This is a genomic window from Bacteroidota bacterium, assembly GCA_008933805.1.
In the GTDB taxonomy this organism is placed as follows: Bacteria; Bacteroidota; Bacteroidia; order UBA8524; family UBA8524; genus SB11.
In genome coordinates this window covers 417,333-430,601 of record WBUH01000001.1, presented here as the reverse complement: position 1 = coordinate 430,601, position 13,269 = coordinate 417,333, and the positions used below count along the sequence as shown (strand labels likewise).

The 13,269-nt window shown below is 44.1% G+C and carries 5 protein-coding genes; all 5 read left to right on the top strand.

All coding sequences use genetic code 11. The annotated features are described in order from the left end of the window. Window positions 1–7: 7 nt before the first annotated feature. Genes F9K23_01940 through F9K23_01920 form a run of 5 tightly spaced genes read left to right on the top strand, consistent with a single transcriptional unit; the run spans window position 8 to window position 13,256 of the window. Window positions 8–3,082: a hypothetical protein gene (locus F9K23_01940; protein KAB2918924.1), complete on the top strand. Its 3,075-nt coding sequence runs from the start codon at window positions 8–10 to the stop codon at window positions 3,080–3,082. 13 nt (window positions 3,083–3,095) lie between these two features. After that, on the top strand, window positions 3,096–7,076 hold the full coding sequence (locus F9K23_01935; protein KAB2918923.1) for a hypothetical protein: 3,981 nt from the start codon (window positions 3,096–3,098) through the stop codon (window positions 7,074–7,076). Between the two features lie 23 nt (window positions 7,077–7,099). Further along, window positions 7,100–10,333 carry a hypothetical protein gene (locus F9K23_01930; GenBank protein ID KAB2918922.1) on the top strand — a complete coding sequence of 1,078 codons (3,234 nt, stop codon included), beginning with the start codon at window positions 7,100–7,102 and terminating at the stop codon, window positions 10,331–10,333. A gap of 11 nt (window positions 10,334–10,344) precedes the next feature. Beyond that, window positions 10,345–11,901 carry a hypothetical protein gene (locus F9K23_01925; protein KAB2918921.1) on the top strand — a complete coding sequence of 519 codons (1,557 nt, stop codon included), beginning with the start codon at window positions 10,345–10,347 and terminating at the stop codon, window positions 11,899–11,901. Further along, window positions 11,895–13,256 carry an ATP-binding protein gene (locus F9K23_01920; GenBank protein ID KAB2918980.1) on the top strand — a complete coding sequence of 454 codons (1,362 nt, stop codon included), beginning with the start codon at window positions 11,895–11,897 and terminating at the stop codon, window positions 13,254–13,256. The genes F9K23_01925 and F9K23_01920 overlap by 7 nt, the downstream gene beginning before the upstream one ends. Window positions 13,257–13,269: the final 13 nt, after the last annotated feature.

Below are 13,269 nucleotides of genomic sequence, written 5' to 3'. Positions count from 1 at the left end.
ATAAACAATGTCGTTAAACTGTTTCACAGCAGGCGTACAACGCCAAGGCACCAGCCAGGTGAAAAGGCTCCCCGAAGGCCTGAAAGAAAAATTTGTGCAGATTGATGAACGCGATTTTAACGCCTTGCTGGAGTTTACTAAAGAAACAGCCAATCATTATAACTATTACGACCATACAAATACCCCCAACGGCGGCTGGAAAGAGTTTTTTACCCAGCAGTTAGACGAAGCCGGATATACCGCTCCCCACTTTGCACTGTTTGCAGCATTCTTAGAATTGTTTGCCATTGCGCAAGCCGATTTAAATACGCTTGGCACTAAACACCTTGAGTTCTTTTACCGCGATGTATTGGGCTTTGCCGAAAACGAAGCCATCCCCGACCAAGTGTACCTGATAGGTCAGTTGGCAAAACACATTGCCGCATTTGAGATTGAAGAAGGTACTTTGTTTAAAACAGGTGAAAAAGTAAACGGTGTTGAAAAACTGTATGCACTTACGGATGATTATAGTTTAAATAAATCCTCGCTCACCAGCATTTGCAGCATTTATGCTAAAAACAGCCGCCAACTGTTTGCCTCAGCAATAGCCAACAGTAACGACGGCAAAGGTGAAGAACTAACGAAAGAAGAAAGCGGATGGCTGCCCTTTGGCGATGAAAGCCGCGAAGAAACCCCGTTTGGGTTTGCTATAGAATCCCCTACCCTGCGCATGGCCGAAGGAGTGCGGATTGTGACCCTTACGTTTGAGTTAGAAACCAACATCCCTAACCCAACACCACAGTTGCTTGCCATTACTGATTTTATCATTACCGCAACCGGAGAAAAGGGTTGGATAGAGCAAGACCTCACCGCTGCCTTGGCCACAGGAGCCGATGGAGCAGCAGGTGTACAATCAGCTACCCTTAGCGGGGCTACGTTTACCATTAAATTCGGTTTCTCAAAAGCGGCAAAAGCAATTATTGATTACAACTCCAAAACACACGGCGAAGGGTTTAATGCAAAATATCCCTGCCTGAAAATAACCTTTGCAAAAGGGACTACGAATGCAGCATTTGAACAGTTAAAAACACTTAATATTAAAAATGTAAGCATACAGGTTGATGTAACAGGGCTTAAAACCCTGATACTTCAAAACGAGCAAGGAGTATTAGACCCCGCCAAGCCGATGCAGCCTTTTGGTGCCCGACCTGTCATCGGCTCAAGGTTTTATGTAGGCAGTAACGAAGCTTTTTCAAAAAAAATCACTCAAGTAAAAGCCTCTTTTAAATGGCGCAACCTGCCTGCTGTTAAGTTTTATGACTATCATGCAAACTTTCATTCGGCAACAGTAAAACCCAAAACCAATGATTACAACGTAAAACCCTATCTATTAAGCGGCAACGAATGGGACGACGGAACTGCGGTTTCAATGTTTGAATCTACAGACATTGTACCTACCTCACCCAAAACATGGGTAGCTTCGGGTTTCACAACAAGTACAATAGACCCAGATACGGATGCAGGGAAAAGGTATGCTACCACTTCAAACAGAGGGTATTTAGCTTTTGAACTAAACAGCTATGACTTTTTGCACGATGAGTATCAACTTTCGTATGGAAAAGGCATCATCTTAGGATTGGCTGCTACAGACAAGACAAAACAATTAGACTATGTCCCCAACAATCCTTATACTCCTGAATTTGAGGAGCTTTACCTTACTTACACAGCTACAGAAACCATAGAGTTACTGAGTAGCCCAACCTCAAAGTTTTTCCATTGCGGGCCTTTTGGTTCGGCACAGCAAAATACCACATCGGGCGGCTTGCAGATAAAACCGCTGCTGCCCACCTTCAGTAACAAAGGCGAACTATATTTGGGTTTTGAAAACTGCGTGCCTCCACAAAGTGTGAACTTGTTGTTTCAATTAGCCGAAGGCAGCTCTAACCCTGAGGCCGATACTGCAGTTGTTGAATGGAGCTATTTAAGCAATAACCAATGGGTAAACTTTACTGATGCCCAATTACAACGTGAAAATACCAACGGACTGCTAAAAACAGGCATTGTTACACTAAGTCTGCCTTCAACAGCCAATGCCGGCAATACATTAATGCCCGCCGATAAGATATGGGTTCGGTTAGCTGTTGCGGCAAATGCCGACGCGGTATGCAAAATCATTCAAATACTACCGCAAGCCATACAAGCCGAGTTTTACCCCCACAACGGTTTAGAAGCCACGGGCGAAACCCTTGCGGCAAAAACCATCAGCAAACTGTTCACCCCCAACTCATCCGTAAAAGGAGTATCGCAGCCCTATGCCTCTTTTGGCGGAGCAGCCCAAGAAAGCGGAAGCACATTTTATGTGCGGGTAAGCGAACGCTTACGCCATAAAAAACGCGCCATTACCATTTGGGATTACGAGCGGCTGATACTGCAAAATTTTACAGGCATACACCGCGTAAAAGCAATCAACCACACCTATTACAGCGGTGCTGATAACGGCTACAAACCCCTTGCTCCCGGTTATGTAACAGTGGTAATGGTGCCCGACACGTATAACCAAAATGCCTTAGACCCGTTGAAGCCCAAAGTATCAAAAAGTACCTTGGAAGATGTGAAGGCATACCTTGCCACCTGTACTACACCGCATGCAAAAATTGAGGTACAAAACCCCATTTACGAAGAGGTGGAAGTGCGTTTGCAAGTACGTTTTTACGACGGCGAAGACGTGGGAATATGCTTGGATAAACTTCACGAAAAAATCACTGAGTTTTTAGCCCCTTGGGCGTATAACAGCGATGCTGAGTTGCTGTTTGGCACCACCATACACAAAAGCAACCTTATTTATCACATTGAGCAGTTGGAGTATGTAGATTTTGTGCAGTGTGTAGAAATGCACATACACGCCCCCGCTTGGCTGAATGTAAACGCTAATGCAGATACCGATACAGCAGAGGCAACTACAGCAGCTTCGGTGTTTACCTCATACGCCACGCACACATTAACCCCGCTGGAGGGCAGCGGTTGTTTTTGCAGCAACTGCGGCAGTAACCTGGTGTACTCGCCCGTGTTTAACGAATTAGAGGAGTGCGGATGTAACAAATAAACGATTGTAGTAAATGACTGAACCGGTAACTATATCAAAAGCACCTTACGAGTTGGAAAGCATGCAGTTTGATACACTGCGTGAGAAGGGGTTGGAACGTATCACCGAGCTTAGCGGGGTTATATGGACCGACCACAACTTGCACGACCCGGGGATTACCCTGTTGGAAGCCTTGTGCTATGCCATTACCGATTTGGGCTACCGTCTCACTTTTGATATTAAAGACCTGCTTGCAGCAGGCCCTTCTGCCCCGGTTAGCGATTACCAGAATTTTTATACCGCCCGCCAAATACTTCACAACGCCCCTTTAACCATCAACGACTATCGCAAATTGCTGATGGATGTGGTAATTGAAGAAACTGTTGACGGTACTACCGAACTACTGGGCATTAAAAACGCTTGGCTGGAAGTGGCAAGCGACGCTGAGGTGTTGATTTATGTGAACCAGCTGAAACACATACTTGAACACAAGCAAAGCTATGCCGGACAAGAATCGTTTTTTGTAAAAGGTCTGTACGACGTTTTGTTTGAGTTTGATGAATCGGCAGTGTACGGTGATTTGAACGAGAACACCCTAAAAGCTACCTATACTGTGGTTTCTCACCCTGACGACCCAAAAATGGAAGGCGTGCAGTTTCACATGGTTATTGGTTTCCCACGTTGGGATAACAAGCAGGTGAATTTTGCCCAAAACGCATCCATCAAACAACATATTGAGTCGTTCAGTTCTTACGAAGAAGAAGTACCCTCAGGTTATGAAGTTAAACTGACTTGGGAAGCCGGAGGTTTAAAATTAGAAGGCACCAAACTTACTTCGGGCGGAACCGACCCTATTCTAGGTTTAGAGAAGATAGCCAAAGCCATTGACGACTTTATTTTTAAAGGCAGTACTGCTTTGGTGGAAACCTACAAAAAGAAAATAAACGTTATCCGCCGCATACTGGCCGCTGCACAGCGCAAATTACAAGCGCACCGCAACCTGTGCGAAGATTTTTACAGCGAAAATGCCCTTAGGATAGAAGAAATACTATTGTGTGGGGATATTGAAATAACCGCTACCGCCAACCCTACCGAAGTTGCCGCCGCCATATACCACGATGTGGCTCAGTTCCTTTCGCCGCAAGTGTATTTCTACAGTCTGGAAGAAATGCAGGCAAAGGGGTATAACAGCGACGAGATTTTTGACGGCCCTGCCCTTGAACACGGTTTTATAGACCCTGAAGAATTAAGTGCCACTGAGCGGGCAAAGTGCATCCACGCATCAGACATTATACGCATTATAATGGATGTGAAGGTGGACGGAAAACGTCCGGTGATTGCAGTGCGCAACCTGCAAATAGCCAACAAACCGCAAGACAATGCCGATGGCAGTGTTACCGAAAAATCAGTACGTTGGTGCTTAGAACTGGCTTACAACCAATTATACGTCCCCAGATTATCAGAAGAGTTATCAAAACTTACCTTTTATAAAGATACTCTGCCGTTTGGGTATGACGAAGACGAAATGTTTGCGGTATTGGATGAATTGAAATCCACCGACCGCACACGCATACACCCCAACCCAGTGCTGGATATGCCCGTTCCCAAAGGCAAGTGGCGCGAAACGGATGATTATACCGCAGTAGCCGAAGATTTACCGCTTACCTACGGAGTAAATACGGCGGGCTTGAAATTCCCACCGACAGACCCCGAAGCATTGAAAAAGCGGGAAGCACAAGCAAACCAGCTGAAAGGCTTTTTATTGTTTTTTGACCAATTGCTTGAAGGTTACCTGAACCAATTAACGGGCGTAAAAGAGCTGTTCTCAATGAATAAGGGAACAGATACGGACGGTAATCTCATATTTAACAAAACCTACTTTACAGCCCACCCGCTAACGTCGCACCCAAACGACGGGCATCTGATTGCCGACCCAACCACCATTGAGGAAAGTTTGCAAAATGCTGCGGAAACTCCCGCCGAGTTTGAGAAACGTAAAAACAAATTCTTAGACCACTTGCTGGCTCGCTTTTGTGAGCAATTTACCGACTATGCCCTGCTTGCATATAGCATAGATGGCCCAAAAGCAGGCATGGAACTGATAAAGGACAAGTTGGAGTTTTTAAACTTATACCCCGAGATAAGTGCCAATAGAGGCAAAGCCTTCAATGCACACGACGCTGTGATTTGGAACCAGCAAAACGTGAGCGGGTACGAAAAACGCACCTCGTTGCTATCCGGCATTAACGCTCGGCATCCCAATACACTCTTCTTTACTCCCGATGTATTTAAGATTGCCGGTTTAAACTACACCGTACGTAAGACCGCTACTGATATTCCTCTTAAAAACATAAGTGCATTTGCCAATACAGATGCCTTGCTTGAGAACTTGGAAAGCGTTGTAGCCGCAGGTATTTTTAGAAACAACTACAGCATTAGTAAACAAGCAAGTAAGTTTATTTACACCCTGTATGCAGATTTAGAAAAAACGCAACCGCTGGCTATCAGCTATAAAGATTATAATACAACTGCTTTGGCCGAGGCTGATATTGCCGACGCCATTTTATTGTGCACCAACGAGTTTTTACACCAACCGGGGGCTAACCGCAAAAATCTTACCCCTGCTATCAATGCTTACATTACTTCAACCGTGAGTGCGGATATGGTGACCGACCCTCCGCAATACATTATCAGTTACAAATTATATAAAAAGCCGTTTGCCTTTACCAACGCCAACCTGCTAATGACAGGCGAGTTGCACGGCGAAGCCCTTAAAGGAGATTCACAGGCTACTGTACTTCAAAAAGGTGAAGACAATAAGATAAACAAACTTTGGCAATTGCTCCGGTTCGCATCGGATGAAGATAACTACGGTTTCACTCCCGATGCTCCGCCGTATAGCAGCAACTATTACTTTATCCTAAACGACCACAACGGCGCCATAGGAAAGAGCTACGCCAAAGATTTTAACGCTCCGTTAGCCGCAGCCATTGAAAACTATCCCCAAGCAAGCGTTACCATTGCAGCTTCGGCAGCCAATAACGGCACACACAAAGTAACCAACGCAAAATCAAAAGGGCCTTTTATAGAAATCACCATTAATAAAACCCTTAGCGCTACCTCGCCGTTGGGGGTTGTTACGTTTGAGCAAAGCTATACAGCCGCATTAACCAAAACAGGCAACTGCCTGATAGTAACCGGACAGAACCTCACACAAAACATATACAACAACACCTCTATTGTATTTAAAAACCAAAACGGCGGTGCAGAAACCACCTATACCATCACAGGCATAAAGCACAGCGGAGGAAATACCGAAATTAAAGTTGCTGAAAAAATTTCAGCAAATGCAAGCGGCACAATCCTATACAATCTAGTTTTTGATATTAAAAAAGTAAGCGGTAAAGTGCTTACCATACGTGGCGGACGAGACATTGCCGCTGTGGAAGACTGCGTGAAAACCTTACAAGACATTTTGCTGGAACGCGAAGGAATGCACCTAACCGAACACGTTTTGCTTCGCCCGCGTTACTCTACCCAAAAAACACCACCCGATGCGTTTGATGATACCCTGATGGGTATAAACACCGATGCCGATTGTGAGGAATGCAAAATAGCCGATACCTACAGCTTTGTAATGAGTGTGGTCATGCCCTACTGGCCTCAACGTTTCAGAAATATTTACCTGCGCGGTTTTATGGAAAAAACCATGCGTATTGAGGCTCCTGCCCACTTGGCCATGAACATTTGCTGGATAAACCCCGAGCAAATGGCAGAATACGAACTACGCTACAAAGAATGGCTGATAGCCCTAAACACCCTGCGCCATAGCGGCAACCCCAACGATGCCGCATTGAAAAACAAACTAAAAACTGCATTAACCCACCTTATTGAAATAATAGAAAAGCTACGCACCATTTACCCCGAAGGCCGCCTACACAGCTGCGACGAAAGCGGATCAGACACCTTTAAGGGCGCAATAGTGCTAAACAATACCATGCTTGGTACCATGTAAACCCATAAAAGAAAAAATGCGTTATGGCCACAATAAATAAATACCCGGTTTTTGAGAATAACCAAGTACTTACCGCCGACCAACTAAACTCGGTACGGGCGTACTTGGACGAGCAAACCCGCATTACACGCACCTACCTGATAGGCACGGGCATTGTTTGCGGTTTGGCAGTTACCATGCAAAAGGCGCAAAACAGGATACATATTTCAAAAGGTACGGGGGTAACCTCTGAAGGTTTTTTGATTTCGCTGGGCGATTGTAACCTTGAGTATTACAGAAGCTACGCCCTGCCCGAAGGCACATCGTACCCGCATTTTGTGCAAACCGGCAACCAAATTTATCCAATGCTTGAGCTGCTTACAAGTGCATACAGTAGTGAACCAAATGTGTCGCCGCTAAGCCTGCTTACAGATGCCCATTGGCAAAACTATGTAGTGGTATTGTATTTAGAGGAGTACGACAAAGACCTTAAATCGTGTTTGGGCAAAAGCTGTGACGAAATTGGTATTGAACGCATTTTTACCGTTCGTAAGCTGCTTATTTCAAAAACCCATTTAACCGAAATAAACAACACGGTTAATCCCAACTTAGCCCTTAACAAACAAGAGCCTATCTTTTTAAAGCAGTTTGATTTGGAGCGGCTGCCTATGCTACGTGCCATGTTAAACGCTCAAAAAGCAGGCAATGCAGGAGAGGTAATATGGGAATACCTAAGTGTTTCAATGATGATGATAAAAGGCATAATGGAGGCCTGTTACAATGCCTACGATGCATTTCATCTACTGCTGCAAAAAAGCATTCCAAATAACCCGATTACGGATTACGACCTTGCCAATTGGGAATCCAAATACCAGGAATTGATTGATAAATATTTGCTCGGCAAATTCGGCGTGCAGTATTTCTATGACTTCCTGCTCGACTTAACATTGGCTTATAATGAGTTTTGCTGTGCCGCATCGCACCTTAACAACCAGTGCATACCCAACGAGAAATCATTCCCCATGCACCTGATGCTGGGCGAAATATCTTGCCCGTTATCTCCCCTGCGCCAGCACTTTGTTAGTGCTCCCATCATCAACGAGCAAAAAGAACAAAACGAAAAAGTAAGCACCCTGTATAAACGCATTATTGCTATGTTATACAGCTTTGATGCTGACTTAGACAGTTTAACCAAAGAAAAAGAAATACTGATAACCCCCTCAAAAGAAAAAAGCACACGCTTGGGGCTACGGGCCATCCCTGTATATTATAATCTTAAAAACGCCACCCCTTATGGTTTTTCATTGGCTGATGTTTGGGACGAAGAATTGTGCTTACCCTGCCGCAAACTACCGGTACATGTAACCAGTTATCACACACAAGAGCACATCACTGAGCAGGATTATCCTAAAAGCCCTCACGAAACACCGCTGTATTACAACATCAACGACTATCCCTTTTTGCGCATTGAAGGCCATATAGGCCAGCATGAAAGTGATGCCAGAAGCATGCTGGGTAAAATTGCCCGCATGTTTAACCTTGATTTTAAAACCATCACTTTATTTGTGGGTGAAGGTGGAGACGTTAAAAAAATACGTTGTGTATTCTCGGATCTTGAAACGGATTACGCCATTTGGCGCAATAAAATGCGGTTTGTGCTAACCAACCTTATAAAAGGCATAAAAACCCTTGAAAATATAAGCGGTATAGGCAATGCCATGAAAAAGGAAAGCGACTACTTTGATAAGCTGAAAAAAGAAGAGGAGCTTAAAAAAGAAACCGCTAACCCCCAAGCCAGTGAAGCTGCCAACGAGGGATATTATTATAAAGCCGGCTTTGAGACTAAGGTGGAGACCGAAGCAAAACCATCATCCAGTTCCAAATGGGCCGATTATGCCAAACGTGCTGTTGAATTTAAAGTTGAAAAAGGCGACAAACAGCCTACAAGTGATGAGGAAGAAATAAGCAAGCGTATCTCGACAATCCGTGAATGTATAAAATCACTGATTGCAGCCATGCCCGGAGACCTTGAACAATTTGATTTTGAACGCTGGTGCGATGCTTACCGCTGTGCCCTTAACAAATGGGTTGACTTAATGAAGCAACTGGCTGACAAGATAAACGACGAAAACAGCAACGACTCAACCAAAAACGCTTACAGGGCAATAGTTGTAGGGATGCACTTTGCCGATGAGTTCTTAAACTTTATGCTCATTTACCCTTACCTAACCATTGCCACTATAAACGACACCATGGAGCGTAGGCTGGAGGCATTGAGGAAAGAGTTTAACCTGAGCCTTGTATTAAAGCAAAACCCCGGCCTTGAACATACCGCAGGAGTTTACCGTGGACAAACGTTTGTATTGGTTGCTTTTGCAGAACCCGAAAAAGAGGGTAACTATAGAAAAGACTTTAAGGGAAAAGAGTTTAAAGAGGATGTGGTAAAGGGCGAAAAAACGGATTGGCAAGGGATTATTAAGGGCGAGCCTGACCCTATTATCCTTCAGGTGATTGAAGCATACACACAACTGCAAGACAAAGGGTATTACGAAGAGTTTGCAACGGACAACGCAGGACTGGTTTTTGCCGACCTGACCGGAACTGTATGCCATTGCGATCCTTGCAAAGATATTGACGTTGACAACTACAACGTTACCCCCATTGCATTCCCTGTTACTCGTATAATTATCGAGAAGGACAATGAGTTCCCCGAGTTGAGAATACAACTGCTTAACAACGTGTACAACCCTGATGAGTACGAACCTTTCTCGTCGCAAGGTGAGTTTGGAGGAGTGAGTTTTGAAGAAGAAGAATACTTGCCCGAAGACGATAAGTACAGCAAAATACTGGTGTACAAACCAAATGCCGAGAAAATAAAAGAGGCAAAAAGACTGGTATTAATTGATACCCTTAACTATGCCTTTATTAATAAAAATACAGGAGAAACCGTAAGCGAATCAACCATTACCATTTTTATTGGGGTTGAAGAGAAGAAGGAAATAAAATACGGTGCAGTACGCGGTACTATTGATATCATCTCAAACGGTATCCCAAGATTACCATCCCCCACCGAACTTACTTTCAGAGTGGATGGCGTAATTGCCCCTATTGACGGCATTAACACACAATTATACCGCCAATTCTATACTATGAAACTGGCAGCGGGCACAAGAACCATTGAAGTTTCAGTAGCCGGAATGGGTTCACAAAGCAAAACTTTAGAAATAAGCAGTGATGAAGGTGTAATCGCTGAAGCAAACTTTGTTTTCGGGAAATAAGTATGCTGTAAATGGCCACTCAAAACAACCATATCATAAACAAGCAAACCCTCAAAATACAAGTGGGTGATATGGCTGCGGCTACCACAGTAAACCAAAGTCTTCAACAATGGCTTCAGGCAGAGATGCCGCGTGTGCTGAATGACCTGCTTGACAGCTATGCTGGCGATGAAACAGTGTATATCGATCGCTTAGAGCTATCCCTTGATTTTAAAAACATCAGTGATTTTAAATCCCGTTTTATCAGCGAGTTTAAACAGCAGTTGCAAAAGCAACTAACACGGCGGCTCACATCCTCACACAGCCATGCATCAAACACTGTTTTGCCAGTGCAAAAAGCCAATGCAGGCAAAAGCAGTTGGGAAACCCTGCTGTTTTATTTGCAAAACGGCACCTTCCCGTGGTGGTATAACGATGAAAACCACACAAGGTTGTTGCAAGATGTGTTTGACCAATGGGAGAATACCGTACAACAAAAAAGTGATGCGGCTAAACAGGTAAAACAATTACTGTTACAGCCCTTATATTTTCAGCGGTTTGTGGAGCTAACACCTCAAAACAGCTTTAAAAGGCTTGTCACAGTTCTTGGCGGTGAAGATGCCACACAGCTGTTACAATTGGTGAATAAGTTGGTTACTACCGGCATAGCAAAAAATGTATATTGGTGTATAAGTTGGGTGTGTTTCCCGCTATGGGTTACTCACATAAAAAATCAACCTCAAACCTTAGAAACAATTACATCTGCTATGTCGTATTGGTTACAACAAACCCAACACCATCACCCCATTTTACAGCAAAATGCTATTACGTTTTTGCAGCAAGAAGCCGTTACCCCAATCGATGCAAAAACATCAGGCACAAACGTTACGATACTACAAACGGCTGCCTATTCGCTACTTCGCACCATAACAGCCCAACAAGCTGTGAATGACGGTGAACCAAAAGACGGCGGCAATGATGCTGCCCCTACTAAAAACGGCTCATCACCCAAAAAGACTGCAGCTAAAACACTCTCCACTAAAGGGGATAAAGTAAGTGCAGATGCAAAACCGAATAACAAGACTTTTACCGAAGGCATAAGAGTTCAGAACTCGGGCTTGGTACTGATATGGCCCTACTTGGGCAGGTTGTTTGAAACTACAGGTTACCTTACTGACGGTGTATTTACGGATGTTGCAGCACAACACAAAGCGGTTTTGTTGCTGCACTACCTTGTGTATAAACAACTGCCCGAAGATGAAAGCCTACTGGTGCTTGCCAAAATACTTTGCGGAATGCACCCTGCTGAAACTGTATCAGTAAAAGGCGAGATTGACGAAAAGTGGGATGAAATCAGAACTGAACTGTGGAATGCCGTAAGAAATAACTGGGATAAACTAAAAAACACATCAATAGAGGGGTTGATTGAATCTTTTGTGATAAGAGAAGGGATACTGAAAAGTGCCCCGGCCACCTGGCAACTTACTGTTGAAAGAAAAACAATTGATGTTTTAATGAGTTCGCTACCTTGGCCTATATCTGTAATTAAACTAAAATGGAGCAAAGAATTACTGACAGTAGCATGGTAGAAACCACCCCCGCAGGCACAATTGCCTACACAATAGCCAATGAATTGCGTTGGCTATCAGCGGTATTGGACACACGCGCACGTTTAAACTTTGGAAGCGATGCGGGAGACATTACCAACATTTATGAGGTAGAGCCACCCAAATTAAGTGGAGACAATGGGTCGCCATATTCACGCTATGTCAATGATTTTGAATTGGGATTTAGCGAACGTCTTTTATTGGCGTTGTCAATGGCTCCCCACATAAGCCCTGAATTGCTGGATGTTTTCTTGATTACCAACCAAAACACAGGGCAAGTGTTTTCAGAGTTCGGCGGAAAAAAGGGCAAAACCGCCAACGGCTTTTTGCCCACCTTTGAAACCTTCTTATTTATTATCGCAGGACAAGATGCTGAATCGAGGTTTACTTATGTAAAACACTTTGGACCATCGCACTTTTTTTGGACAAACAGTGTATTAGAAAGCGATAGTGTTGACCCTTCAGAGCCTTACACTTCCTTCCCTATCACCATCACACACAACTATTTGGAGTATTTTACACTAGGCACTAAAAGCAAGCCCCGTTACGGAGTTGATTTTCCTGCCAAGCTACTTAATACCCCTTTAGAATGGGATGATTTGGTGCTTGAACAAGATACCATGGAAGGGGTTGAGTACATACAAACATGGGTGCAACACAACCACACTCTTGTTGAAGACTGGGGCATGAATAAACATCTGCGTCCCGGTTTCAGAGCCTTGTTTTACGGCCCGCCCGGTACAGGAAAAACCCTTACAGCTTCCGTTTTGGGTAAACAGGCAGGCTTAGATGTGTATAGGATTGACTTATCAAAAATTATCTCAAAATACATTGGAGAAACGGCTAAGAACTTAGCGCGTATTTTTGATGAAGCCGAGAAAAATCAATGGATTTTGTTTTTTGACGAAGCCGATTCGCTGTTTGGCAAACGTACCCAAATAAACGACTCGCACGACCGATATGCCAATCAAGAGATTTCGTTTTTGTTGCAACGGCTTGAAGATTATGCAGGATTAACCATTTTGGCCACCAACCTGCGCAGCAATATCGACGAAGCCTTTGCCCGTCGATTTCAAAGCATTATCCACTTCCCTATTCCCGATGCTGAACACCGCTATAAACTTTGGAAACAAGGCTTTTCAGACATTGTTACATTTGATGACAACGTTGATTTTAAGCAAATAGCCTCAAAATACGAGATGAGCGGCGGAGTAATAATGAACGTAATTCAGTACGCTTCATTAATGGCACTGAGACGCGGAGGCTCCATCATTCGCAACGCAGATATTTTAAACGGAATTAAGTTAGAATATAAAAAATACGGACGTACTATGTAGCAAACACCTTCCT

Bases quoted from the DNA above. Each gene is read 5' to 3' on its own strand.
- F9K23_01940 (KAB2918924.1), top strand. From the start codon at position 8: ATGTCGTTAAACTGTTTCACAGCAGGCGTACAACGCCAAGGCACCAGC.
- F9K23_01925 (KAB2918921.1), top strand. From the start codon at position 10,345: ATGGCCACTCAAAACAACCATATCATAAACAAGCAAACCCTCAAAATA.
- F9K23_01935 (KAB2918923.1), top strand. From the start codon at position 3,096: ATGACTGAACCGGTAACTATATCAAAAGCACCTTACGAGTTGGAAAGC.
- F9K23_01930 (KAB2918922.1), top strand. From the start codon at position 7,100: ATGGCCACAATAAATAAATACCCGGTTTTTGAGAATAACCAAGTACTT.
- F9K23_01920 (KAB2918980.1), top strand. From the start codon at position 11,895: ATGGTAGAAACCACCCCCGCAGGCACAATTGCCTACACAATAGCCAAT.